We start from the raw sequence: 26,340 nt of genomic DNA, 5'->3' as shown, positions 1-26,340 counted from the left end.
CGTTTTGGGCGCTACTCAACAAACATCGGAAAATAGCCTCATCGAAGCGTCAGCTTTGTCCACGTCGCCCGTAGCGCTGTTGCAGGGAATCCTGAACGCATCGCCGGGCTGCGTGGCCTATTACGAGCCGGTTCGCTCATCCGGCAACGAACCGGGGCAGGTCATCGATTTTGTATACCGGGTGGTCAATACCCGGCTGTGTAGCCTGATTGGTCGGCCCATCGATCAGCTCATTGGCCAGCAAATGACCGAACTATCGCCAACGGTTAAAACCAACGGTCTTTTTGCGCGATACGTCCGCGTGCTGGAAACCGGACAGGCCGATAGCTTTGAATCGGCCTACCTGACCGACGGCACCGAAGGCTGGTACATGATCACCGCCGAACCGCTGGCCGGTGGTCTCGTTGTCTCGCTGATCGACATTACCGATCGGAAACAGGCCGAACTCCACGCCCGCCGGCAGGCCGACGAACTGCGGGCTACGCTGGATGCGTCGCTGAATAGTATCCTGCTGATGCGGGCCATGCGGGATGCGACCGGTCAGATCATCGACTTTCGGATGGAAACTGCCAACAAATCGGTGGTTAACAGCCTCTTTAAGCAACCCGAAGAGCTGGTTGGCCAAACGCTGCTATCCATCTTCCCGGGTAATATAGACTCGGGTTTCTTCGCCTTATACGCCCGGGTGGCCGATACGGGCCATTCTGAGCAGGCCGAGTATTATTACCAGGATAAGAACGGATTTCGGGGCTGGTTCGAGGTATCGGCCGTTCGGCAGGAAACCGACCTGATTGTCCTGACCTTCAACAACGTGACCGCCCAACAGGAAGCCCGCCTGGCTCAGGAAGGCCAGACGCAGGTACTACAGGCTATTCTCGACCATTCGCAAACGGCCATTTCGTTGCACGAACCGGTTCGGAATGAGCAGGGGCAGATCATCGATTTTCGCCCTGTCCTGGCCAACCGGCAGGCCCTGCTGAGTATGGCCCCCCTGACCGACGTGATTCCACAGCAATCGGTTGCCAACGCCCAGCAAACCGATGAGTTTGCCCGCTACGTACGAGTCATCGAAACAGGTCAGCCCGATTCGTTCGAAGTAGCTTACAACAACCGGTATTACGCCATTACCATTGCCGGCGCCGACGGGGGCGTGGTCACCTCGGCCGTCGACGTGACCAACGACCGGCAGTACCGTTTCGAGCTTGAGGCCGTTAACCGGACGTTGCAGCAATCGAACGAAAGTCTGCAATCCTTTGCCTACGTAGCCAGTCACGACCTGCAGGAGCCGCTGCGCCGGATCCAGGCCTTCAGCGATATTCTCCAGAACCAGTTTGAAGACAACCTGTCGGAAGGCGAACGCGACATGGCCCGGCGCATTCAGAAGTCGGCCAACCGTATGCAGCTGTTGATCAAGGACCTGCTGGCCTATTCGCAGGTAGCTGCCCACCGGGACCCCTACACTGCCGTTGACCTGAACCACGTCCTGGACGATGTTGTCAGCGACCTGGACGTGTCGATTGCGGAGAAGAAAGCCACCGTTCAGGTGAACCCGCTCCCTACCGTTCAGGGGAGCGCGTCGCGCCTGCGGCAGCTGATGCAGAACCTGGTATCAAACGCCCTGAAGTTCAGACGACCTAATGTAGCGCCTTCTGTTCAGATCGACGCCCGACCGGCCCAGCCCGGCGAGTTGCCCGAAAGCCTGCCCAACAACGTAGCTTTCTGGCTCATCAGCGTAACAGACAACGGCATTGGGTTCGACGAGAAGTACAAGGATCGCATCTTCCAGCCTTTTCAGCGGCTTCATAATGTAGCGACCTATAGCGGAACGGGCATTGGACTGGCCATTTGCCAGCGCGTTGCCGAAAGCCACGGCGGAGCCATCGACGTCAGCAGCCGCCCCAATGAAGGCACCACCTTCAGGCTGTTTATTCCCGTTTCCTAAGCCGACGGGTTGGCCTCGGTGAGGTAAGCCTGCGCCCGGGTTTGCGGGAACAGCGTCTGATAGACCAAAAAGGCCTGGCGGGCACCTTCCACTACGTCGGCCGGTTCCGCGTCGGCAGTGGTCAGGAACGTCCCGAACGACCGCCAGCGCTGCCCCGTGTCGGCGCCATAGCCGCGGTAAAAACGCGCGTTCGCCAGCAGGGTGTCGAGAAACGGACTCTGGCGCAGCAGGTTCCAGACGGTTTTGCCACCCAGCATAGACCCCTCGCCAACGTAGGCAGCCCCCAGCAGCCGGGCGGGTGACCAGTTTGCAAACAGGGACGTAGACACCGCATCTGCCGACAGCCCCGTTTGGGCCAGATCGTTCAGGAGCCAGGGGGTTTTTCGGCGCGTGTCGGGTTCGTAGTCCTGAAAGAAAGCTGTATGCCCATCGATAGCCCGCTCCAGCGACCCGTGAAACTGCGCGTGCATCAACAGCAGGTGACGGTACTGTTCGACCGAGAGCGTACCGGCCCGCAGCGCATCCGTGTACAGCAGCTGTTCGGTCTGCTCGTGGAGCGGCCGGGTCTCCTGCCGTAGTTGTTCATGAAGTGTAGTCATTGATTTCCGAGTCGGGTGTTGTCATTCAGCCAGAACTCGCAGAGCCGCTGCAACATCATGCCCGTTGCCTGATAGCTGCCTGGTTTTACGAGATAGGCATTGATCCCCGCGGCATACGCCTGTTCAATATCTTTGGGGTTATCGGAGGTACTGAACGCAACGATAGGTAGCCAGCGGGTTCGTTCTTCGGCCCGAATCACCTCCAGCACGTCGATGCCGCTCATACCATCCAGATTCAGGTCCAGCAACAGCAGCTTAGGCAACGAAACGTCCTGATTGGGATGGTCGACAGAATGCCCCAACAGGTACTCCAGCGCTTCCGAGCCACTGTTCAGTATGGTGTAGCTGACCGGCAGGTTAAGCTTCCTGATCAATCGACAGAAAATGTCAGCATCATCTATATTGTCTTCTACATATAAAATATCAGTCATGATGTACGCTAGCCTGATCGATTGGAAACGAAACAAAAAACGCAGCGCCCCGATTGGGTTCGCTATGATACCAGATTTTTCCGCCATGCCGGTTGATAATCCGCTTGACAATGGCTAATCCGACCCCCGTTCCTTTGAAAGGGCGGGCATTTTCCAATCGTTTGAACAAATCGAACATCTTACCGGCCCCTTTCATATCGAAGCCAATACCGTTATCCGTTACTGAATAAATTACATCGTCGGCCGTTTGCTGACCGGTTATCACAACCTTCCCTTCGGAAGCCGAGCGGGTATACTTGGCCGCGTTGGCCATCAGGTTCGTAAACAGCTGCCGCACCATGACCGGATCGGCATGGAGGGCCGGAGCCGCGTCAATATCGAGTGTCAGCACCCGATCTTTTTCGGTAATCAGAATCTCTTCCCGAATCGTTTGCAGGAGTTGCTCCATATCAATCGGCTGGGCGTTGATTTCGGTGCGTCCCATCCGCGAATAGAACAGGATATGCCGGATCAGCGCCCGCATGCGGTCCGTAGAATCCACGATTTTCTGGAACAGCACCTGCGCGTCGGGGTTCAGCTCCGCACCGTGTTCTTCCTGCAGGATTTCGGCATAGCAGCGGATCGACGACAGGGGCGTACGCAGGTCGTGCGAAACGGTATAGCTGAATGCATCCAGCTCTTCATAGGCCGCCTGGAGCCGCTGGTTGAGCAAACGGATTTCGTTGGCCTGGCGGGTAACCACCTGCAACACATCTTCCCGGAGCTTTACGGCCGCCGACACTTCGGTCTCTGTCCAGGACTCCGAGGTATTATGAACCAGTTCGGTCCAGGCTTCAAAGCTTTTGCGCGGGCTGATGCGAGCCTGTCCGTTACCGCTCACCGTCACCGGTTTCTCGGGATTACCGGCCCAGGTTACCTGCTGCACCTGCTCCGGCTTGAACCAGATCAGGTATTCGTTCAGCTCCCTCGACAGAACGACGGCCAGTATACCCGCCCCCGTTTCGCGAAAGGCTTCGGCAGCCGGGTAGAGCCGCGGCAGCTGGTTGGTTTCGATGATCGAGTCGGTGGTCGAGGTCCTGAGCCAGTCGGCCAGGCCCTGCATATCGGCTTCGCCGGGCGTTTCACCCAGCGGGTATTGTTTGTTGTTGAAGAGCAGCACCGCCCCCGTTGCCCGGGTCAGATCCAGCGCCGTTACCGAACGTCGGGTCAGGGCCTGTACAATGTCGCCGTCGAGGAGGAGCTGCTCGTGTAGTTTTTTTCCGTTTTCCCGGCTCAGCAACAGCTGCGCCTGGTCTTCTTCGTCTTTCCGGAACTCCAGCGCAGCCGACAGCAGCTGGCTCACGAACCGGGCCGACTGCCGGGCCCCGTAGCCTACAAACCGGGGCGAGTAATGGTGACACGACATCAGGCCCCACAGTTCGCCCCGGTACAGCAGCGAAATGCTCATCGACGCCTGCACGCCCATGTTCTTCAGGTACTCGATATGCACCGGCGATACGGCCCGCAGCGACGAATGGGTCAGGTCGAGCGGCTGATCATCGGGCCAGCCGGGTTGCGACAGTATAGGAGCGGGTGTGCTGCCAACATCGGCAATGAGCCGGACCAGGTTGGCCTTGTAGAGCTCGCGCGCCTGCCGGGGAATATCGGATGCCGGGTAGTGCAGCCCCAGAAACGGTTCCAGATGCGGTTCTTTTTCTTCGGCAATGACCTGCCCGTGCCAGTCGTCGGCAAAGCGGTAAACCATGACCCGGTCGAAGCCGATGATGGTTTTGACCCGTCGGGCGGTGTTTTGCAGCAACTCGACCAGCTGCCGGCTCGATTGCATTTCGGTCAGCGCTTCGGCAATCAGCCGCTGGTTGAGCGAAATCTGCTCCGGCTCCTGAACGGGCTCCCACTCAAGCAGCAACAGGCCGTTATACTCGTGGACGATCAGGTTCCAGGGGTGGCCGTTGATCCGCACCGCCTGCGGATTGATGGTATCCCAGGAGTGATTGCGCTGCCCTACGTTCAGCAACTCGACCAGGGTACTGGCGGGCAGGTCGGTCTGGGCCAGCAGCACCTCGATCGACTGGCCAAGTACGTCGGCTACCGGCTGGTTGATCAGATTGGGCAGGTTGGCGCTCGCGTGTACAACCACGTAGGTGTCGGGCCGCAGCGCCACCAGATAGCCGTGTGACTGGATATGGCCTAAGATATGAATGGGTTCCTGCTCGCAGTTCGTCAGGTCAACGTTGAAATGAGTCATTCTGTGTAAAAGCGGCATTTTTTGCCCGATCAACTACCAGACAGTCGATCCTTGCTGATGGCATTAAAAGCATTACGATAGGCAATATACGTCATACATGCCATATATACCAACAAGTCTACACTTACTAACTACCAGGAAAGCACTACAGTCTCCATTAGCCCGAATAATTTTACCCATCGGCCCGGTTGATCGCTCGAATGCAATACGCTGGAAAAGACACTTTGGCTCGGAATTGGAGCCAATACAGTGGCTTACAGGGTCTCTGACCGCTTACGCTCGGCGATATATCGGCGGCATCTCACAAGGAATCAGATGGGATTAGCCTCTCTACAACCGACCTGCTTTACGATTAGAAAATACTTAGAAATGAAGGGATTACAAAACTCGCCAGCTTAGCAACCAGTTGTGCAGGCTGAGAAGACACAATGGGTGTGTTCCGAACAACAACTAAACTTTACGTTATGGAAAACATGGAAAATCTGTTCAGCTATACATCCGTACAGTTCGACATTGTGCGCAATGTGTTGACCCTAGGTGTTGGTGCACAGCTAGCTGGGCTCGTTTATTTCCTTACAACGGCCAAAGAAAGCTCTCCCCGGTATCGACTCTCATCGACCTTATCTGCCGTAGTTATGGTTTCGGCTGCATTGATTCTAACCAATCAGCAGTTCAACTGGTCAGAAGCTTTTACCTGGGATGGCAACCGCTGGAATCCCTCGACCGCCACCTTCTCGAACGGATACCGCTACGTAAATTGGTCCATCGATGTGCCTATGCTGCTCACCCAATTGCTGGTTGTACTGGGCGTAGCGGGCAAATCATTCCGACGCACGTTTATCGGCTTCGTAGTGGGTGGTTTATTAATGATTTATACAGGCTATGTTGGTCAGTTTTACGAAACAACCAGTATCTCTACCATGCACATATGGGGGGCTATCAGTACTGTGTTCATGATTTATATCTGTTATCTGGTTGGCAATACGATTTTCAGAGCAGCTAGAACGATGCCGGGCAATACTGGCCATATGGCCCGAGCCATATTCTGGCTGCTGATCATCTCATGGACGCTGTATCCTATTGCCTACGCTATGCCCTGGCTATCGCCAACGCCTAATGGTATGGTAGCCCGGCAGGTCCTGTATACCTTGGCCGACATTACTTCTAAAGTAATATATGGGGTTATGCTGAGTCAGCTGGCCACCAAACTGAGTGCTCTGGAAGGCTACCAGCCCGCCCTTGATGCCACTACCAGTGCAGCCTATGAAACTATACAACCACTCCGTAACGGTGGTACCGCTCAGCCGACTAAACAAGTCGGCTATTAATCATACATCCCTTTAAAAGCCGGCTCCTTTCTAAAGCGGCTTACCGCACAGGTTGTTCACGCATTGGCGCGTGAACAACCAATCCTTTGCGAATTGATTAGTATAGCATGGCTGCATTTTCTTTTGTCCGTCCCCGCCTGATCCACAGACCAGCCAGCCTACTGATTGCCTTTGGCATTATTCTGACGGGCTGGCAACAATTAGTAGGATCGATACCCGATTGGGCTCAGTGGTTTGTTTTTGGCAGCTTGTTTATCGGCGCAGGCATACCGCATGGGGCGCTTGACCATCTGATCAGTCGCCAAACGGCTTTACGAACAGGGCATCATTTTTCGTGGTTCCGGTTCCTGACCAGATATTTGCTGCTTATGGCAGCTTACGGATTGCTGTGGGTATTTTTTCCGTCGTTCAGTCTCTTGCTTTTTCTGGCAGGGTCGGCCTGGCACTTCGGCGAAACAGACCTAGAGAACGTTCCCAACACCCGGCTCTGGACGTTGACCCGATTTGCTATGGGGGGCTTTGTTATTGGCTTCATCCTGCTCACGCACGCCACAGAAGTTACTCCTATTCTGGAGCGGATTACGTATCATCATGCCATGACGCTATCAGTCTGGAACTGGGCTATACACTCTGCCCCCCAGTTATGGCCATTCGGGGTTATACTAACCGGCGGATTGTTCATGCTGGCTCATAAGCAAGAACCTGTACTGATCAATTGGATTCGGCTGAGCCAGATGACCATAGTGCTGGCCCTGGGCTGCTGGCTACCCTTATTAATTTCCTTTGCGTTGTATTTTGGCGGCTGGCATGCGCTTAGCTCCTTTCAATCTATTTATATATACCTGAAACATAACCAGCCGAATCGGTTAACTGCCTCTCAGCTCTGGATAAAGTCGTTGCCCTTCACAGTCCTTTCTTTGCTCGGGCTGGCCATTTTCACGGGCTGGTGGTACAGTAACGCGTATCAACAAGACCCCTTACCCGTACTGTTCATCTTTTTGTCCATCATAACGCTGCCTCACCTGTACGCACTACATGGAATGAATACATTGATGAACAAGTAATTACATGCGTGAGGTTACCATTATAAAATCCTTAGAGAAAAATTACAAAAACCTTATAATCAACTTATTATAAATCAATTCATAGCTGTATCGGGTTCATTTATAAAGGCTGTTACCTCATACAGCCACATCACACCCGGCCCCATAGGCCACCTAAACAGACAAACATATGGACGTAGTACGTGCCGAAAAGGAAACTATACTCAAACTGGCCGACCAGAGTCATGAGCAATGTATCTCTATCTTTATACCCACTCACATCAGGGGCAAAGAAGTCAACGAACGGCAGGATCAGATCGCGTTCAAAACCCACAGCCAGACCATCCGGCGGGCCCTCGAACAGCAGTCGCTGCGCAGCCATGACATCGACGAGCTGATGCAGCCGCTGGAAGCCCTGCTCGACAACACCCAGTTCTGGCGACACCAGCGCGAAGGTCTGGCGGTATTCCGTAACCCCGATTACTTCGCCGTTTTTCAAAGTCCGCTTCCGCTGGAGAACAGCTGCCATCTGGACTCCAGCTTCCGGGTGCGGCCGTTGCTGACGTTTGCCGAGCCCTTCCCAATTTACTACGTCCTTCAGATTGGCAAAAATGGTGTGGCGCTCTACCAGGCAGATCCTTTCTCTATTTCCCAGGTCGATACCAGCGAGGTAATGCCCCTGGGTCTGAGCGACATTACCCAGTATTATGATTTCGAAGAGGAGTTGCAGGGACGTTCGGCTGGGCGCAGTGGCATGACTGCCATGTATACCAGCGACGATCTGGACAATAAACAAAAAGACCATTTGCTGGCCGACTACTTCCGGCTTATCGACGAGGGCGTTATCAAGCTGATGGGCACCAGAAATGTACCGCTGCTTCTGGCGTCGGTGGCCTATTACCAGCCTATTTACCGGCAGATCAACTCGTATCCGCACCTCAGAAAAGAAGGACTAACCGGTAACTTCGACCACGTTCAGCCGGGCGACATTCATCAGATGGCCAACGAACTGCTTATTGATGAATTTCGGCAAAACCGTCAGCTACGCATCGAACAGTATCAGAACAGCAGCAGTGGATCACTGGTATCGAGCGATCTGCGGCAGATGCTGGAAGCAGCCGTAACGGGCCGGATCGATGTACTCTTCATACAGCCTGACGCCGAAGTATGGGGGCATTTCGACGAAACCACCCTGGCCACCACGATTCATGACGAACGCCAGTCAGACGATCAGTCACTGGTTGACCGGGTGGCGCTACTGACGCTTCGCCATGGCGGAGAGGTATATATGGTCGATGACATGACCAGTGTAGACCCTCAGGGGTCGGGTTCCGTAGCGGCTCTATTCCGCTTTTAACAGTCAGTTCATTATCTTACTTATTAAGTCAAACCAGTATGGAATATACAGTTGATAACATCAAGATAGATTTGCAAACGGTCGGCTTCAGCGAAACCCCCGAGTTGCTGAACCAGGTAGAAAACGAACTTCGGCGGGTCATGCGATTTCGGCAGGATATCGTAGCGGCTGATTTCTACCTCCGCGAAGAAGGCCGCAACCCAACCAATAATAAGACGGTTCGGTGGCGGCTAGGCATTCCCGGAAACGATTTATTTGCAGAAGGGGTAGGTCCATCCTGGGCAGCCGGCCTGCGCGATGCCAGCGATAAATTACGCCGGCAGTTTGTTGACTAGGTAACCCGCGTTACCAGCGGCAATTAATTCCCAACTAAAGCCCGGCGGGGACAACAGCGTTGTCAGGTGCGCCCGTCCTAACGATAACCACCCGGCAACTGACTGATGAAATGCGAATTATCAGTCAGTTGCCGGGTGGTTCGTTTATTTATTAGCCCGGCTGCCGGGCTCTCCTTTCGTGTCTTTTTTCTCTTTGCTGAGCAGGAACCAGCCGTAGCCGTACCCATCGAGCCGAACTGAATAGGGTGTTACCTCGACTACGGGATCGGCAGTTGTTTTGAGCAGGCTGGTCAGCGTACGGCCAGTCAGTTCTGCGGGCAGTTGGGCTTCCTGCGGATTCGTACTCAGGTTATGCACCATCAGCAGAGAGCGTCCTTCCCACTCGTACCGGATAGCCAGCAGACCCGACGAGTTCAGATCAACCAGCGACCAGTTGCCCAGCCCGATACCGGGGTATTTTTTGCGCAACTCCCGAAACCTGCGAATCTGGTTCAGCAGTGAGTTCGGTTCCTGAAGCTGGCGGGCCACGTTCACCTGCGAATACGCATAAGCCCCTTTGCTGATAACCGGACGAACCGTTTTGGCGGCTCCGGAGAATCCGCCCTGTCGCGCACCCGACCATTGCATGGGCGTGCGGACCGAATTTCGCTCTTTTAGTGTCAGGTCGTCGCCCATACCAATTTCTTCGCCATACCGAAGTACGGGGGTTCCCGGTAGTGAAAACAGGAGGCTGTAGGCCAGCGATATGAGTTTGGGGTCCTGTAACATCGGCGCCAGCCGCCGACGAATGCCGCGGTCGTAGAGCTGCATACTCGTGTCGGGGCCGAATTTTTTGTAGACCTCCGCCCTGTCCCGGCTACTGAGCCGCCCCAGGTCGATCTCATCATGATTACGCAGGAAGTTGGCCCACTGCGCCGTAACGGGTATACCCTGCGTAGCTTCCAGGGCTTTGACCAGGGGCCTGGCATCGCCGGTGGCCATGGCGTAGAACAGATGCTGGTTGGCAAAGAAGTTAAACATCATCTGAAGCCCTCCGCCTTCGGCACCGAAGTATTGCTTGTTTTCTTTCGGCTCCACGTTGATCTCGCCCAGCAGAACCGCGTCAGCTTTGTGCCACTGAACAAACTGCCGCAGCTGCGGAATCATTTCGTACTGGTGTTTCGGGTTGGTCATACCCGTTTCGGGAATCTCGATGAAGAACGGAACCGCGTCGAGCCGGAAGCCGGCAATACCCTGCTTGAGCCAGTGCCGGATCACGTTGCGCAGTTCAGTTTGTACGGCCGGATTCTGCGCATTCAGGTCAGGCTGAAACCGATAGAACCGGTGGTGGAAATATTCACCCGCCAGCGAATCGTAACTCCAGGTTTCGGTCTGTACACCCGGAAAAACCATGCCCTTATTCCAGTCCTTAGGCCGTTCCTTCGACCAGACGTACCACGACCGGTACGGCGAATCTTTACGGCGCCGGGCCTCTTCGAACCACGGATGCTCGTTGGAGGTATGGTTGATAACGAGGTCCATCATGACCCGGATATTACGGCGGCTGGCCTGCTGCATGAACGACTGGAAGTCGCGCTCGGTGCCCAGGCGCTTATCAATGCGGTAAAAATCGGCTACGTCGTAGCCGTCGTCTTTATTGGGCGTTGGCTGAAAAGGCGACAGCCAGATTACGTCGACACCCAGGTTCTTCAGATAATCGAGCTGCTGGGTCAGGCCGTTGAAATCGCCGATACCGTCGTTGTCTGAGTCTTTGAACACGTCAACATCGAGGTTGTAAACGAGGCTGTTTTTGTACCAAAGCTCGTTCAGAAAATCGGTCGGCACCGGAATGGGCTGCGCCCGTACCGACAGCGACGCCAATACGCCCGCCAACAGGCCGGCGCCTAGTCTCAATCTGCTCATACAGGTATGGAAAACGATGTACCAAGTAAACCCTATTGAGCCGATAAGGTTAAACTACTTTGTCTAGCTGATTACTATATCAATCCAAACATTTCAATTTTGACCGGGTTGACAGCTATAGTAATCAGACCAATGACCCGTAAACAACTTCTGCTCTTATGAACCGATCGTCTTTGTTTATACCCAACCAGTCGCTCATCCGCCGGGACTTTATCCGGCAGCTGGGCGCAGCGGCTGTGGCTCTCCCCAGCCTGGCGAGTCTGCAAGCCTGCGGAGGCAGCTCGAATAACGAAACGGCAGGCACCGATGCCGCTGGTTCAGGCCGAACCGAGTCGGGCCGCAAACTGGGCATTGCGCTGGTCGGGCTGGGCAAGTACAGCGAGGGCGAACTGGCCCCGGCCCTGCAGGAAACGGAGTACTGCCGGCTGGCAGGGATTGTGTCGGGTACGCCCGAAAAAATAGACAAATGGAAACGGAAGTACGACATTCCCGACCAGAACGCCTATACCTACAAAACCTTCGACCAGATTGCCGACAACCCCGAAATCGACATCGTTTACGTGGTGTTGCCGAACGCGCTGCATGCCGAATATGTCATTCGGGCGGCCCAGGCCGGTAAGCACGTCATCTGCGAAAAGCCGATGGCCACCACGGCCGAAGATTGTCAGAAGATGATCGATGCCTGTAAGAAAGCAGGCAAGAAACTCTCGATTGGTTACCGGCTTCATTTTGAGCCCCACAACCTGGAAATGATGCGCCTGGGCCAGAAAGAGACTTACGGGAAGGTTAACCGGATCATGGCCGAAAACGGGCAGAAGCAGGGCAACGATACCCCCTGGCGGCTGGGTAAAGGCCTGGCGGGTGGTGGTCCTCTGCCCGATGTTGGCGTCTACTGCATTCAGGGCGCCATCTATACCAAGGGGCAGGTACCTATTTCGGTTACGGCTAAATTCCACCCCGTAACAGATAAGGAAAAATTCAACGAGGTAGAAGAAGGAATCGACTTCCAGTTGACATTTGCCGACGGATCCGTTGCCGACTGCCGAACCAGCTACAACGACAAGTACAACAAATTACGGGCCGAAGCCGCCAACGGCTGGTTCGAACTGGACCCGGCCTATCAGTACGATGGGCTCAAAGGTGAAACCAGCCGGGGTAAGATGGATATCGAAAACGTGAACCAGCAGGCCCGCCAGATGGACGCCTTTGCCGATTGCATTCTCAACAACAAAGAAACCACCGTTCCGGGTGAGATGGGGATGCGGGACGTTCAGCTGATCGAAGCCATCTACCGAGCGGCCGAAACCGGCAGGCCCGTCTCAACCGCGGACGTACGCAAGGTGCTGGACTCGACTGCCGTTGCCAGTCGGTAGGCCCTTTCTGTTCTAACCCGGCAAGGCCCTGTCACGTTGGGGCTTTTGTCCGTATCTTCAGGCCATCATCTGGCAAACGCATGTCTGTACACTATCGGTTTTACCCATCGCTGCTCAACGTTTTCTCGCGCTACATCCGCGGTGGTAATCTCTCGGCCCAGGCGTTGATTGACAGCATCAACCGGGTGCCGACACCTACCACCGACGCCCAGGAGCGGGGCACTTCGTTCGAGGAAGCCATTGTCAAGGGAACCAATGAAGAGCGCTTCGACCCGGATATTGTTCGGCGGGTTCGTAAGCTGCTGCCCCGCCCCATCGTCGACACGCAGGTCTTTTGCCAATGGCAGATCGACGACGTTTTGTTCTACGGCTATGTCGACCTCATTGGTACGTTCAAGGCAGTTGATCTGAAAACAACGGGCTCGTACCAGAAAGACCGCTATCTGTTCAACCACCAGAACCTGTACCTGCATGCACTGAAGCGAAAAGGCATCCGGCTCATGGAATACGTCATCACGGATTTTAACGACGTGTATGTAGAAAGCTACAGCCTGACCCACCCCATTGACCGGCAGCTGGAAGAGATCAGGCTATTCAAAGCGTTTGTGGAGGAACACCGCCCGCTCATTACCGATAAAAAGATATTTGTGGCCCCCGGCGAGGACCCGGCAGCCCAGCGCCGAGGCTGAGCCAGCCGAAACGCCTACCTTTGCGGCCATGCTGCAACGTACAATTCGTCTGTATCGTAATGCCTACCAGGGTCTCTCGCCATCGGTCTGGCTCCTGGCGGGTGTGATGCTCATCAACCGCTGCGGCACCATGGTGCTGCCTTTCCTGACACTATATCTGACCCAGCACCTGCATTTTTCCGTCACCAATGCCGGTATTATCATGGCCGTGTACGGCGTGGGCGCTTTTGTCGGCACGTTTCTGGGCGGGCGGCTTACCGATCGATACGGCTTTTATTACGTGCAGCTGATCAGCCTGCTGTCGGGGGGTGTTTTTCTGCTGCTGCTTCAGTTCGTGACCGAGTTTTACACCCTGTGCGGCAGTGTTTTTGTCTTCACCCTGCTGGGCGACACCTTCCGGCCGGCGAACCAGGCAGCCGTGGCTCATTATGCCGGCGCCGACACCCGTACCCGGGCTTTCTCGCTCAACCGGCTGGCCATCAATCTCGGCTGGGCGGTGGGGGGCGGTCTTGGCGGCTGGCTCGCCAGTGTCGACTATAGCCTGCTGTTCTGGGTAGACGGGCTGACCTGCGTGGCTGCTGGTATCGTGTTAGGCTCTTTTCTGCCCAAACCCGCATCGGACCAGCCGCTGCCGCGCCCCACGGCCGGCAGCCACCTGCCAAACAGACCGACGACCGGGCACCAACCCACGCAGTCGCCGTACCGCGACCGGCTTTTTATCGGCTTTGTGGTCTGTTCGGCCCTGTATCTGATGGTGTTCATGCAGCTGTTCACCCTTGTACCGCTGTTTTTCAAGCAGGAGCTGAATCTGACCGAGCGTACGATCGGCAGCTTTATGGCGCTGAACGGCCTGGTGATCGTTGCCGTAGAGATGGCGCTGGTCTATGGTCTTGAGCAACGGCAGGTTCCCAAACCCCGGCTCATTGGCACGGGGGTCGTATTGGGCGCGCTGTCGTACGCGCTGCTGTCGCTGGCCGGGCTACCGGGCTTCACCGGGCTGAGCGTTGCCTTTTCGTTTATCATGCTGGTCACCATCAGCGAGATGCTGGCCATTCCGTTTATGCAGTCCTTCACGGTAGAGCGGGCCAGCCCGGCCACGCGGGGGCAGTACCTGGCCCTGTATGCCATGGGCGGGGCTTTTGCGCAGACCACCTCGCCCGCGTTCGGCTCACTGATGGTAACCTATGTCGGCTTTGCCAGCCACTGGCTAATCATGGCCAGCATCGCGCTCCTGTCGGCAACCGGCTTCTGGTGGTTTGGAAAACAACTCCGTATCCAGCCAGCCCGGCAGCCGATTCCTGACAAGGTAACGGGCTGATCAGCCCCGCACGGGCCACTGGAAGGTCGACGTCAGCTTTACCCGCTGGCCGGTATCGCCCGACTTACGCGCGGCTTCGATGATATCGAGAACGTGCAGGGCGTGTTCGGGTCGGATAAATGGTTCTTTGCCGGTAGCCAGACATTCGGCCACTACCGACGCCCCCATTTCCCAGACATAACCGGCCCGGTCGGTGGCGTATCGCTGCCCCTTTTCGTCGTCCAGCGTGGCCAGATCAACGCCAAACGGAGCCCAGTCATAACCGATCAGCGCCAGGTTTCCTTTAGTGCCCCAGACCGAAATGGTCGGTTTCTCCTGCCCCTTTCCTTCGTGTCCGTAGGGATCAAAATAGTTGAATCCGCACTGCACGTGCGACAGCGTACCATTAGCGTGTTCCATGAGGACCATGGCATTATCCTCGGCAACTACGGCGATGGGACCTTTGTTACCGGTATTGCGCGTGGGGGTTACGATGCTGGTCATGGCCATCACCGAACGGGCCGGACCCAGCAGCCCCGTCAGGGTGGCGATGTTGTAGACACCCAGATCGGGCAGACTACCGCCCCCCTTCTCGAAAAAAAACGCCGACCAGTCGGGGCCGAGGTGGCCGTAATGCGCGTGGGCGGCCGACACCCGCCCCAGTTTGCCCTCCTGAATAGCCTGCGCCATAAACGCAAACTGCGGACTTTGCACCACTGCCGGAGCGCCCCAGATCCGGAGCTTCTTATGAATGGCCAGCGTGAGCAGTTCACGACCTTCGCGGTAGCTATTGGCCATCGGCTTTTCACTCCATACGTGTTTGCCAGCCAGCAGGGCCTGCCGGTTCAGCCGACCGTGTTCCTGCATATTGGTCAGGTTGACCAGCAGGTCGAAGGGCGGCCCGGCCAGAAGCGCATCGATGTGCGGATAATGGTTCGGGATGGCGTATTTCGTGGCGGCCTGCTGCGCGCGCTCCGGCAGAATATCGCAGGTGCTCACCAGCGTAACGAACGGCGACTTGCTCAGGTGCGGCAGGTACATATTCGAGACACTACCGCAGCCGATGACGGCAACACGTACTTTTTTATCGTCGGTTACACGGGCAGCCGACTGGGGGGCAGCCAAAGCCGGGGTCAGGGCCGTGGTGGTGGTCAGGGCAGTGACCTGGGCCAGAAACGTCTGGCGGGTTATTTTTCTGGTCATGGGTGCTTACGTTGTACTCAGTAGCCGGAAAAGCCGGTTCTTCCTCCGATCTAACCACGCGCCACCCGCACAAACGCCCCGGTCCGTTTGTACCTTTGTGCCCGTACATGGCTTATCCGGGCAGGCGGGTTCCAAACCAGCCGGTTGCCCGATCACACTTTTTACGCTGTCACCACCTTGAAACTCTGGCAAAAAGAAGGCGTCAGTACCGCTGACCAAATCGAACGCTTCACCGTTGGACGCGATCGGGAGATGGACCTGTTCCTGGCTCCGTTCGACGTGTTGGGAAATCTGGCTCATGCGCAGATGCTTGAGACCATCCATCTACTGACCCGCTCCGAACTGGACGATATCAGCCGGGAGTTGAAACAGATCTACGCGCAGATACAGGCCGGTACGTTCGTCATCGAAGAAGGCGTTGAAGACGTTCATTCGCAGGTTGAACTGCTGCTGACCCGGGCGCTGGGCGACGTAGGCAAGAAAATTCACTCGGGTCGGTCGCGGAATGACCAGGTGCTGGTCGACCTCAAATTATTTACCCGCGATCGGCTCTGGGCCGTTGCCGACAGCGTTCAGCGGGTGTTCGACCGGCTCGTCAGTCGTTCGGAGCAACACAAAGATGATCTGCTGCCGGGCTATACGCACCTCCAGATTGCCATGCCGTCGTCGTTTGGCCTGTGGTTTGGTGCCTATGCCGAAGGGCTGGCCGACGATATGCTAACCCTGCAGACTGCCTACCGGCTGGCCAACCGAAATCCACTGGGCTCCGGCGCTGGCTATGGCTCTTCGTTCCCGCTCAACCGCTCACTAACCACCGAGCTGCTCGGGTTCGAAGGCATGCATGTCAACGTGGTTTACGCGCAGATGAGCCGGGGTAAAACCGAGCAGACGGCCCTTGCGGCCCTGGCTGCGGTGGCCGCTACCCTCTCGCGCATGGCTATGGACATCTGCCTCTACAACAGCCAGAACTTCGGTTTCCTGACGCTGCCCGACGCGCTCACGACGGGCAGCAGCATTATGCCCCACAAGAAAAACCCCGATGTGGCCGAGCTGCTCCGGGCCAAGACCAACCGGCTGAAAGCGCTGCCGATGGAGGTAACGCTCGTGCTGAGCAACCTCCCCTCCGGCTACCACCGCGATATGCAGATTCTGAAAGAAGTGCTGATGCCCGCCTTCGACGAACTGCTCGACTGCCTGTCAATTACCGAATTCATGCTCGAGCACCTGCAGGTAAAGCCCAGCCTGCTCAATGATGCGAAGTACGATCTGCTCTTCAGCGTAGAGCGGGTCAACGAACTCGTGCTTCAGGGTGTACCGTTCCGGGAAGCGTACCGGATCGTGGGTCAGGAAATTGCCCAGCACACTTACGAGCCACCCCGCCAGCTGCACCACACCCACGAAGGCAGCATCGGAAACCTCGGCACCGACCTGATCGTAGCTCATATGCAGGCCGCCCGCGCCGGCTTCGGCGCCGAACAGGCCCAGCAGGCAATCGCCCGGCTCCTGGCCTAACTAACCAAACGACGCGACCGGGATTCGGTCGCGTCGTTTGGTTTATACTATCCATGCCAGCCCACACACAGGCCAGCTTAGCGGCTTAGCTCATAGGCTACCAGTTTGTTTTTCATAAACGTCGGCACGATCAGCAGCCTCCGACCAGGAATGTAGTCGATGTCGGCCGCGTTCATACCTTCTTTGCGCGTATCGAGCAGCTGTTGTTTGGCACCTTTGGCGTCGACGTGAAACACCTGGCCGGTCCAGTCCGACACCAGGTAGTTTCCTTTACCTTCGGGCACGATGCCGTCGGTCCGGTCCATCCCTTCGGCTATAGTCGTCATGGTTTTGGTATTGATGTCTACGGTTCGCAGTGCCCCGGTTTTCGTGCAGCCGATCAGGAGTTTATCCTTTCCCACGGCCAGGACGCCATTGGGTTTGTTGAGCTGCTCGCCTTCCATCCAGACCTCCCACTTATCCTCTTTCAGCCGGTAGATCTTGTCGCTGCGGCTGTCTGAGACGTAGATGGTCCCATCTTTAGCTACTGTCACATCGTTCAGAAACGCGGTTTTCTGGTCAACGGCATCGTATGTTTTCTCGGCCTGCCCCGTTTCGGTGTTGATGACGACGAGCCGGTATACATCCGTAACGTAGAGCCGGCTTTTGTACAGACCCATGCCTTTGGGCGCGTTCAGGCCCGATGTCCAGTGCAGGTTCTCGATCTTCCCATCGAGGGACACCTTCGAGATAAACCCGGTTCCATCGAGCGCGTCGGACTTACCGTCGATGTTCGTCACATACAGGGTGTTCTGCCCATCATAAAGAACCGATTCGGGTACGCGCAGGGTGGTATCCGTTTCCCAGACTTTGACCAGCTTCCGGGGTTTGGGGGCGGTGGCCGGAATCAGGGCGGAAGCGCCAATTCCCAACAGAACAAGTAATGAACAGCTGACGATGTTTTTCATACAGACGAGTTTATACCGGTTGATCTATTTTTTAATGTATATGTTTGAATTGAACAATTTCGCTTTGAATCTGGGCTCAGGCGCCGGTACGGATAGAAACGCTGGTAGTATTTCAACATGATCGAAATACAGGCATCTTTTTGGCTAAACATTCTCTAAATGAGCGCGTTTACAAACTCGCGTACAAAAGATACTGACACAACTAATCTCCTTGCAGCATGAACTCGTATCAACCAATGACCTTCCAGTCATCCGATCAGACTATGGCCATACCGGCCGTACCCCTGAAAGAAAGCATCCGTGACATGATCCGGTTGCAGAAAGACTACCAGCTCTCGGACGAATTGTTCTGGGAAATTTTCAATACGCGGGTTCTGCTCAACGAATCCATCGATGTGAACGCGTTTATTCATGAACTGAATGCGCCAACTGTACGCGCATAACTTATTGCCTATCATGCACCAACTAAGCAGGCTCAGGCCTGAGTACCGCCAGTAACCCGGCTGATCTGCCCGCTACAGGGACATGGTCAGCCGGTTTTTTTAGTTCAGCTTTACCGCAAAGAGAGCCTTCGAGCGTACAAAAATATAGCTGACTACCACCAGCGTTACCACCCCGCCCAGCAGTACCGACGGCACCGTGCCGAACAGCCGGGCCGCGACCCCCGATTCAAAAGCGCCGATCTCATTCGACGTACTGACAAAGATGCCATTCACGGCCGCTACCCGACCCCGCAGGTGATCGGGTGGAAAAATCTGCATGATCGTTTGCCGGATAATGACACTCACACTGTCGAACGCGCCCGTCAGCCCCAGCATCAGTAGCGACAGGTAAAAATTAGTCGACAGCGCAAAAATGATCGTGGCGATCCCGAAACCGGCTACGGCCAGCAGCATGTTGCGCCAGGCATTATGGATGGGCGGGTACCGGGTCATGAACGCCAGCGTCAGCACGGCCCCTATACTCGGGGCGGCCCGCAGAAAGCCAAGCCCTTCGGCGCCGACCCGCAGAATATCTTCGGCAAATACCGGCAAAATGGCCACGACTCCACCAAACAGTACCGAAAACAGGTCGAGCGAAATCGCATAGAGCACGATGGGCGTGTCGAATACGAACCGGAAGCCTTCTTTCAGGCTTTCGCGGAAACCGGCCTGGGGAGCCTCGTTGACCGGCACCGGTTTGCGACTCACCAGCGAGATCAGCCAAAAACAGAGTACCAGCAGGCCGATGACCACCAGCAGTGTATTATCGAACCCCAGCCCGCTGTAGAGAAAACCCGCCACGCCCGGCCCGACAATCGCACCCGTTTGCCAGAACGAACTACTCCAGGTGGCCGAGTTGGCATATAATTCACGCGGTACCAGAAACGGCTTCAGCGACGAACTGGCCGGCGAATAAAATCCCTTGGCAGTGCCGATCAGCATCAATACCCCATAAATCGTGGCCAGCCGTACCGTTTGCGGCAGCTTAGCCACCACCGCCGGCTGAAACGTGAGGTACAGGATAATAGACCCCAGAATAATTACCGCCAGACTCCATTGCAGAATCCGCTTCTTGTCGCGCCGGTCGGCCAGGTGCCCGCCAAAGAGCGACAGAATAATGAACGGGACGGCCTCAGCCAGCCCCACCAGCCCCAGCGCCAGCGGATCATGGGTTATTTTATAGAGTTCGTACCCCAGAACCACTTCCTGAATCAGCAGCGTAGCCGTGATCAGGAAACTATTCATCACAAAATAACGGAAGTCAGGGATGCGTAGCGACGCGTAGGTATCAGTAGCCGGAGAAGGGGGTATCATTCGTCATGAACGTTTGAGAAATAACCGGATATTCGCCAAAAAATTCCGGCCCGGACCGTTAAATCTAGCTTATCTCATGCGTACCCGCCTAAAAATCTGCTGCATCAGCAGCGTTGACGAAGCCCAACTGGCCATTCGACTGGGTGCCGATGCACTCGGTCTGGTAGGCCGTATGCCCAGCGGCCCCGGTGTGGTAGCCGATGAACTGGCCGCTGCCGTTGTTCGGGCCACGCCCCCGCCTGTGGCCACGTTCATGCTCACCAGCGAACAGACGGTAGCCGATATACTGGCCCATCAGCAGCGCGTAGGTGCCAACACCATCCAGCTCGTCGATGCCGTACCAGCCGGCACCTACGCCCGGCTTCGGGACGCGTTGCCCGCGGTTAAACTGGTTCAGGTCATTCACGTGATCGATGAGCAAAACATAGCCGAAGCCTTAGCCGCTGTTGAGGCCGGGGCCGATGCCCTGCTCTTGGACTCGGGAAATCCGAACCTGGCCGTTAAGGAACTGGGAGGCACCGGCCGGCAGCACAACTGGCTGATCAGCCGGCAGATTGTGGCGCAGTCGTCGGTACCGGTCTTTCTGGCGGGCGGCCTGCACGCCGGTAATGTCCGTCAGGCGATTGAGCAGGTGCAGCCGTTTGGACTCGACATTTGCAGCGGAGTGCGTACCAACGGTCATCTCGACGAGCAAAAGCTGGCCGCGTTTCTGGCCGCTCTCGGGTAATCACAAACTAATCGTTGAGTATAAAAAAAGCCCGCATCGATCGATACGGGCTTTCGGTTAAAAACGCCTGTTGTCCTTAGGCGATGGCGATTTCTTTCACCAGTTTTTCTTCTTTCACTTCTACTTTCGGCAGCGTTACGGTCAGAATACCGTCGGTGTAGGAAGCAGCGATCTGGTCGGCATTAACGGTTTTGGGCAGACGGAAACCGCGCTCAAAAGCGTTCACGCCAAACTCATGATGCGTAAAGGTCTCGGCGGTTTCGGTCGCTTCGGGCTTGTACGCGATGGTGAGGATGTTATTCTCTACGTTTATTTTCAAATCTTCTTTCTTCAGACCGGGGGTAGCTAGCGCCAGCGTGAAGCCGGTTTCCGTCTCTTTCACGTTAGCGGCTGGTACGTTTGGCTTGGTGTTGTAAAAACGCGTTACAGCCGGACGAACGTAAAAAGGATTGAAGAATGAAGGAGTGCGGTTATATCGAACTAAGGTTGCCATTGCTTTATCTAGTTGCTGTTGATTGTTCATTGTCAAACACGACCTCCTTAGTTCAAATCCTGTACCAGGGCAAAAATACAGCCATTTTGGCCGTATTCAACAAAATTCGATATAAAAAGCAGACAAATTGTCACAACACGCTCTATTATCTGAGTATAAACTGTCAGTCAACAGACAGGTAGGTAGCCTGGTACTGCCAGACTACCTACCTGTCTGTTAGAAACATAAAAGCCTGTTTTTCATATAGATTAACTACCTTTTAAATCACTGACGTAGACGGTAAATTAAACAGGCAGTGGCTTTGCTTAGCCGGTCTAAAGGTCTATTTTTAGCGTCCAATACTGAATTAGCATACCGCTCACCACCAGTCACTTTGTACTCTCTACCCATGAAACGACATCTCCTGTCGGTAACGGCACTTTTGTGTGTCAGCCTAACTCAACCCGTCTTTTCTCAGCAAACCGCCGTTGATTTTTTTGAAAGTGGTGTCTCGAAAAGTAAATCCGGCGATTACACGGGAGCACTACAGGCCTTCAGTATGGCCATCACCATGAACCCCGACAATGCGGCCAGTTATTACAACCGGGGTGTGGCCAAAGCCAGCCTGAAAGATCATCGGGGTGCCGTACTCGACTACGACCGGGCCATTGAGCTGAACGGAAAAGACGCGCTGGCCTACCTTAGCCGCGGTATCAGCAAAAGCAAACAGGATGACCACCGGGGGGCGCTCCTCGACTACAGCCGCTCCATCGAACTGAACCCTGACGATCCGCAGACGTATTACAATCGGGGCCTGAGCCGTAGCCACATCGACCAGTACAGCGGAGCCCTGGTCGACTTCAACAAGGCGATTGAACTCGATCCGGCTAACGTGCAAACTTATTATGTGCGCGGCATTACCAAACAGAAGCTCAACGACTATGCGGGTAGCCTACCCGATTTCACCAAAGTGATTGAGTTAAACCCCAAACGCTCACAGGCCTACGCCGGCCGGGGCATATCGAAGGCCGAACTAAACGATTACACGGGTGCCGTTACTGATCTCAATAAGGCCATTGAATTGAACGCCGAAGATGGCGAATCTCATTTTTACCGTGGTTTCGCCAAAGGCAAGCTCGACGATTACAAAGGCGCCCTGACCGATTATAACCGGGCCATCGCGCTGAAAGCCGATAATTACGCAGCCTATTACGGACGGGGGTTCTGCCGCAGTAAGCTCGGCGATCAGAAAGGCGCCATCCAGGATTTTAACCAGGCCATCGAGATCAACAACAGCAATACCGAGGCCAAAGTCGTTTACAGCGGCCGGATTAACCGCGCCACCCTCGACAACCTGCGCAACGTGGTGCAGGAACGTAACAAAATCAACGAACTGGGCAGCGAACGCGCCGAGGCCTATTTCAGCCGGGCCGTTAGCAAGAGCAAACAGGGCGACCCCAAAGCCGCGCTGCTCGATCTTAACAAAGCCATCGAGCTAAACCCAACCTACGCCGAGGCCTACTTTACCCGCGGCATGATCCGATCGGCCCAGGGCGACCAGCGGGCCGCTATCATGGACTGCAACAGCGCCATTAAGCTCAATCCGCGCTATGCCGAAGTCTATTACGTCCGGGGTATCATCAAGCACAGCCTCGGCGACGAAAATGGTGGCTGCCTCGATCTCTCCAAAGCGGGCGAGCTGGGCTACAACCCGTCGTATAAAGTCATCAGCGATTACTGCAACTAAGCGTCCGTACGCTACCGGAACGCAACAGCCACACGCCGATCAGGGTCGGGTGTGGCTGTTTTTTGTAAAAACCGAAAAGATACGAGAGGCTGAGACCGTATTAAAGACAAACAACCGGTACGAATGGGTATCTTAGCCGTCCTGCCGATAGCCGGACGGCATCTGCCTGCTCAATCAATTCATAATAACGTATATCTTTTTCAGAAAAACCACTATGGAAGCGTAATGTAGAGAAGCTGTCATTTGTACCTGTTACACCAGCACTTACCTGGTAACAACTTAGTATGAAAGTCAGAACTACATTAACCGCTATTCTGGTACTGCTTGGCCTCTATAATGCAACTGCACAATCAGAAATCACCCTGGCAGGTACCTGGCAACTCCGGCTGGACCCGACCGATGAAGGCATACGCCGACATTGGTGGTCAGAACCCTTCCCCGACACCATCCACCTGCCCGGCTCGTTGACAGAACACGGCAAGGGCAACAAAGTAACCCTGCAAACGCCCTGGACCGGCGATGTGGTCGACAGCACCTACTTTTTTGAGAAGAAGTACCAATCTTTCAGAGAGGGCGATCTCAAGATTCCGTTCTGGCTGAAACCGACCAGCTATTACGCAGGACCTGCCTGGTATCGGAGGCAGATTGATGTACCCGCCAGCTGGAAAAAGCAGCGGATTGTGCTTAATCTGGAGCGTTGCCACTGGAAAACCATGGTTTTTGTGAACGGGCTGTTTGCCGGTAGCCAGAACAGCCTCGTTGCTGCTCACCAGTTCGACCTTACCAATCTGATCGAGGCCGGCCGGAAAAATACCATCACCATACGCGTCGATAACAACACCCAGGTGTACATTGGGCAAAACTCCCATAGCATTTCTGATCATACGCAAACCAACTGGAACGGACTCGTCGGCAACCTGTCTCTGCGGTCGGGTAGTCTCACTGCGCTGGACGAGGTTCAGGTATACCCGAATATCTCTCAGAAACAGGTACGGGTAACGGTGAGCTTCAGCCAACCTCGTAACCAGATATTTACGGGCAAACTACTGGTGGAGGTCCGGCCGCTGCAGAATAGTCGGGCGACTTTTCCGCAGCAGGTAAAGGCAATCAAACTTACGGCCGAGAATACAACTCTCGAAACGACCTATTCTATACCATCTCCTCAGCTCTGGGATGAATTTTCGCCGAACCGCTACGAACTTTCGCTGGTGGTCATTGGCGACAAGGCAGATACGGTATCCCGGAAAAAGATAACCTTCGGCATGCGTGAGATAGGCACGAAAGGAACCCGGATAACTATCAATGGGCGCCCTGTTTTCCTGCGGGGCGACGTAGACTGCGCTGCATTCCCGTTAACGGGCTATCCGCCAACGAGCTACAAACACTGGGAAAAAATCATGCGAACGCTGAAAGAGCATGGTCTGAACCACTTGCGTTTTCACTCTTGGTGCCCACCGGAGGCCGCTTTTCAGGTGGCCGATGAACTGGGTTTGTACTTATACGTAGAAAGCCCATCCTGGGCTAATCAGGGGAGTACCGTTGGCGCTGGGGGTCTGGTCGACGACTTTATCTACCAGGAGTCGGAACGGATGCTGAAAGCGTATGGAAATCACCCCTCGTTCTGTATGATGTCGTACGGTAATGAGCCTGCAGGTGTTAACCAGAGCCATTTTCTGGGCAAATGGGTACTTCACTTCAAAGCCAAAGATACCCGACGCCTGTATACGAGCGGGGCTGGGTGGCCTATGCTACCCGAGAACCAGTTTCATATCCATTCAGATGCCCGAATTCAGCGGTGGGGAGAAGGGCTAACCAGCATCATCAACCAGGACAAGCCAAGAACCGACTACGACTGGCGTACCATCATCAGGCCGTCTAAAGTGCCTTATGTCAGCCACGAAATCGGACAATGGTGTGTGTATCCCAACTTCGATGAAATGGCCAAATACACCGGGGTGCTAAAACCAACCAACTTTGAGATTTTCCGGCAAACGCTTCAGGACCAGGGAATGGGCGATCAGGCTCATGACTTCCTGATGGCCTCGGGTCGGCTCCAGACCCTTTGCTACAAAGCCGATATTGAAGCGGCCCTTCGAACTCCTGGTTTTGGCGGTTTCCAGCTGCTGGGCCTCCACGATTTTCCGGGGCAGGGAACGGCACTAGTGGGCGCGTTAGATGTTTTTTATGAACCTAAGCCCTACACCTCGAAAAGCGAATACAGCCAGTTCTGTAACGCAACGGTACTGCTGGCCCGGCTCGATAAACTTGTCTTTCAGACCAATGAATCCGTCAGAGCCGCTATCGAGATCGCTCACTTTGGCGCTCGGGAACTCACCAACCAGACCGTGAACTGGTCCGTTACCGATGAGGAATCGAAGGTGCTATTCCGGGGTAAACTCACCAAAGAACGGATCAATATCGACAATGCTCAGCCGGTTGGTCTAGTCAATTTCGATCTGTCTTCTATCAAAGAACCGACCCGCCTTACCCTGAATGTACAACTGGGCAACTCAGACGTTAAAAATAGCTGGCACCTCTGGGTCTATCCGGCCGATCTGAAGGTTGATTCTGCCGTAGGCAATGTAGTGATGGCTCACGCATTGACAGACGATGTCGTTCGGCAACTGGAACAGGGAGCGACCGTTTTACTGCTTCCTTACGGCCGGATTGCGCCCGACAAAGGGGCACAGGTGAAGATCGGCTTTTCGACGGTTTTCTGGAACACCTCCTGGACCATGGGGCAACCTCCCCATACCCTCGGCCTGGTTTGTAACCCCAAACACCCGGCACTGGCCCACTTTCCAACCGAGTCATTCAGCGATTACCAGTGGCATGATGTAGTCAGCCACGCTCAACCCATGATTCTGAATGACTTTCCCAAGTCATTCAGACCGGTGATTCAGCCTATTGATACCTGGTTCGAAAACCGGCGGCTGGCCCTGGCTTTTGAAGGAAAAGTGGGGAAAGGAAAATTACTGGTCTGCAGTGTTGATCTGGAAACGGACCTGGACAACCGGCCTTCTACCCGGCAGTTGAAATACAGTTTGCTTCGGTATATGAACAGCGATCGGTTCAACCCTGAACAGGCGCTGGATACACCACTTGTTCGGCAGTTGCTCACCCATTCAGACACGGGCCAGCGGTAAGTTATGTCTCCCATAAAAAAATCCGGGCGTTAGCACATCTACGCCCGGATTTTTTTATGGCCATCGATCTACAAAAGCCCGGATGTCCAGCCCCCGGCTGTCTTTCGGTTCGACCTACCCGCATTCAGTTACCCAATGATAGATCAGCGAGCTCAGAAATCACGCTGATCAGCCATACTTCTGCATCTCACAAAGACCTTGCTCCTGTTATCCTCTATCGGAACATTCATGGGGAGACGTTTACGAGCG

The 26,340-nt window shown here is 55.1% G+C and carries 21 protein-coding genes; 13 read left to right on the top strand and 8 right to left on the bottom strand.

From position 1 onward, the window contains the following. Window positions 1-4: 4 nt before the first annotated feature. Window positions 5-1,942, top strand: coding sequence for a PAS domain-containing sensor histidine kinase (locus FBR45_RS11925; protein WP_138502563.1), 1,938 nt, complete (start codon window positions 5-7; stop codon window positions 1,940-1,942). Here the strand turns inward: FBR45_RS11925 and FBR45_RS11920 are convergent. Genes FBR45_RS11920 through FBR45_RS11910 form a run of 3 tightly spaced genes read right to left on the bottom strand, consistent with a single transcriptional unit; the run spans window position 1,939 to window position 5,217 of the window. Further along, window positions 1,939-2,541: a biliverdin-producing heme oxygenase gene (locus FBR45_RS11920; RefSeq protein ID WP_138502561.1), complete on the bottom strand. Its 603-nt coding sequence runs from the start codon at window positions 2,539-2,541 to the stop codon at window positions 1,939-1,941. The two genes, FBR45_RS11925 and FBR45_RS11920, sit on opposite strands and share 4 nt — an antisense overlap. After that, complete coding sequence (locus tag FBR45_RS11915) at window positions 2,538-2,972, bottom strand: response regulator (protein WP_138502559.1); 435 nt, start codon at window positions 2,970-2,972, stop codon at window positions 2,538-2,540. The genes FBR45_RS11920 and FBR45_RS11915 overlap by 4 nt, the downstream gene beginning before the upstream one ends. Beyond that, window positions 2,965-5,217, bottom strand: a complete 2,253-nt coding sequence (locus FBR45_RS11910; RefSeq protein ID WP_138502557.1) for an ATP-binding protein — start codon at window positions 5,215-5,217, stop codon at window positions 2,965-2,967. The genes FBR45_RS11915 and FBR45_RS11910 overlap by 8 nt, the downstream gene beginning before the upstream one ends. A 464-nt stretch (window positions 5,218-5,681) precedes the next feature. On the opposite strand from FBR45_RS11910, the gene FBR45_RS11905 reads away from it, so the two are divergent. From FBR45_RS11905 to FBR45_RS11890, 4 genes are all read left to right on the top strand, one after another. Continuing rightward, window positions 5,682-6,545 (top strand): bacteriorhodopsin, encoded by an 864-nt coding sequence (locus tag FBR45_RS11905; RefSeq protein WP_171044879.1) that lies wholly within the window; start codon window positions 5,682-5,684, stop codon window positions 6,543-6,545. 107 nt (window positions 6,546-6,652) lie between these two features. Further along, window positions 6,653-7,609, top strand: coding sequence for a Brp/Blh family beta-carotene 15,15'-dioxygenase (locus FBR45_RS11900; protein WP_138502553.1), 957 nt, complete (start codon window positions 6,653-6,655; stop codon window positions 7,607-7,609). Window positions 7,610-7,778: 169 nt separating this feature from the next. Continuing rightward, a complete protein-coding gene (locus FBR45_RS11895) occupies window positions 7,779-8,945 on the top strand; it encodes a baeRF7 domain-containing protein (protein WP_138502551.1) in 1,167 nt (388 codons plus the stop codon). A gap of 38 nt (window positions 8,946-8,983) precedes the next feature. Next, window positions 8,984-9,280, top strand: coding sequence for an HPF/RaiA family ribosome-associated protein (locus tag FBR45_RS11890; protein WP_138502549.1), 297 nt, complete (start codon window positions 8,984-8,986; stop codon window positions 9,278-9,280). 144 nt (window positions 9,281-9,424) lie between these two features. Here the strand turns inward: FBR45_RS11890 and FBR45_RS11885 are convergent, their stop codons facing one another. Beyond that, complete coding sequence (locus FBR45_RS11885; RefSeq protein WP_138502547.1) at window positions 9,425-11,182, bottom strand: alpha-amylase family protein; 1,758 nt, start codon at window positions 11,180-11,182, stop codon at window positions 9,425-9,427. Window positions 11,183-11,340: 158 nt separating this feature from the next. Here FBR45_RS11885 and FBR45_RS11880 point away from each other — a divergent pair, with 158 nt between their 5' ends. The 3 genes from FBR45_RS11880 to FBR45_RS11870 all read left to right on the top strand — a co-directional run bounded on the left by FBR45_RS11880 (window position 11,341) and on the right by FBR45_RS11870 (window position 14,562). Beyond that, the gene (locus tag FBR45_RS11880) at window positions 11,341-12,555 is read left to right on the top strand and encodes a Gfo/Idh/MocA family protein (RefSeq protein ID WP_138502545.1); all 1,215 of its coding nucleotides are present in this window, start codon (window positions 11,341-11,343) and stop codon (window positions 12,553-12,555) included. Window positions 12,556-12,635: 80 nt separating this feature from the next. Continuing rightward, entirely contained in the window at window positions 12,636-13,244 is a 609-nt protein-coding gene (locus FBR45_RS11875) for a hypothetical protein (protein ID WP_138502543.1), read from the top strand. A gap of 28 nt (window positions 13,245-13,272) precedes the next feature. Beyond that, on the top strand, window positions 13,273-14,562 hold the full coding sequence (locus FBR45_RS11870; RefSeq protein ID WP_138502541.1) for an MFS transporter: 1,290 nt from the start codon (window positions 13,273-13,275) through the stop codon (window positions 14,560-14,562). Here the strand turns inward: FBR45_RS11870 and FBR45_RS11865 are convergent, their stop codons facing one another. Continuing rightward, the gene (locus FBR45_RS11865) at window positions 14,563-15,744 is read right to left on the bottom strand and encodes a Gfo/Idh/MocA family protein (protein ID WP_138502539.1); all 1,182 of its coding nucleotides are present in this window, start codon (window positions 15,742-15,744) and stop codon (window positions 14,563-14,565) included. Window positions 15,745-15,921: 177 nt separating this feature from the next. Here FBR45_RS11865 and argH point away from each other — a divergent pair, with 177 nt between their 5' ends. Continuing rightward, on the top strand, window positions 15,922-17,256 hold the full coding sequence (argH, locus tag FBR45_RS11860; RefSeq protein WP_138502537.1) for an argininosuccinate lyase: 1,335 nt from the start codon (window positions 15,922-15,924) through the stop codon (window positions 17,254-17,256). 77 nt (window positions 17,257-17,333) lie between these two features. On the opposite strand, the gene FBR45_RS11855 is transcribed toward argH, so the two are convergent. Further along, the gene (locus FBR45_RS11855; protein ID WP_138502535.1) at window positions 17,334-18,203 is read right to left on the bottom strand and encodes an SMP-30/gluconolactonase/LRE family protein; all 870 of its coding nucleotides are present in this window, start codon (window positions 18,201-18,203) and stop codon (window positions 17,334-17,336) included. Between the two features lie 218 nt (window positions 18,204-18,421). On the opposite strand from FBR45_RS11855, the gene FBR45_RS11850 reads away from it, so the two are divergent. After that, the gene (locus FBR45_RS11850; protein WP_246082215.1) at window positions 18,422-18,646 is read left to right on the top strand and encodes a hypothetical protein; all 225 of its coding nucleotides are present in this window, start codon (window positions 18,422-18,424) and stop codon (window positions 18,644-18,646) included. A gap of 99 nt (window positions 18,647-18,745) precedes the next feature. On the opposite strand, the gene FBR45_RS11845 is transcribed toward FBR45_RS11850, so the two are convergent. Then, the gene (locus tag FBR45_RS11845; protein WP_138502533.1) at window positions 18,746-19,999 is read right to left on the bottom strand and encodes an MFS transporter; all 1,254 of its coding nucleotides are present in this window, start codon (window positions 19,997-19,999) and stop codon (window positions 18,746-18,748) included. A gap of 76 nt (window positions 20,000-20,075) precedes the next feature. Here FBR45_RS11845 and FBR45_RS11840 point away from each other — a divergent pair, with 76 nt between their 5' ends. Continuing rightward, window positions 20,076-20,726: a phosphoribosylanthranilate isomerase gene (locus FBR45_RS11840; RefSeq protein ID WP_138502531.1), complete on the top strand. Its 651-nt coding sequence runs from the start codon at window positions 20,076-20,078 to the stop codon at window positions 20,724-20,726. Window positions 20,727-20,802: 76 nt separating this feature from the next. On the opposite strand, the gene FBR45_RS11835 is transcribed toward FBR45_RS11840, so the two are convergent. Continuing rightward, entirely contained in the window at window positions 20,803-21,219 is a 417-nt protein-coding gene (locus tag FBR45_RS11835) for an Hsp20/alpha crystallin family protein (RefSeq protein ID WP_138502529.1), read from the bottom strand. A gap of 388 nt (window positions 21,220-21,607) precedes the next feature. Between FBR45_RS11835 and FBR45_RS11830 the strand changes: the two genes are divergently transcribed. Together FBR45_RS11830 and FBR45_RS11825 are read left to right on the top strand one after the other, a co-directional pair. Further along, a complete protein-coding gene (locus FBR45_RS11830; RefSeq protein WP_138502527.1) occupies window positions 21,608-22,945 on the top strand; it encodes a tetratricopeptide repeat protein in 1,338 nt (445 codons plus the stop codon). Window positions 22,946-23,229: 284 nt separating this feature from the next. Next, window positions 23,230-26,091, top strand: a complete 2,862-nt coding sequence (locus tag FBR45_RS11825) for a sugar-binding domain-containing protein (protein ID WP_138502525.1) — start codon at window positions 23,230-23,232, stop codon at window positions 26,089-26,091. The last annotated feature ends 249 nt before the right edge of the window (window positions 26,092-26,340 follow it).

It is taken from the genome of Spirosoma lacussanchae (assembly GCF_005870035.1).
GTDB classification, from domain to species: domain Bacteria; phylum Bacteroidota; class Bacteroidia; order Cytophagales; family Spirosomataceae; genus Spirosoma; species Spirosoma lacussanchae.
This window is presented reverse-complemented; position numbering and strand designations above follow the sequence as displayed.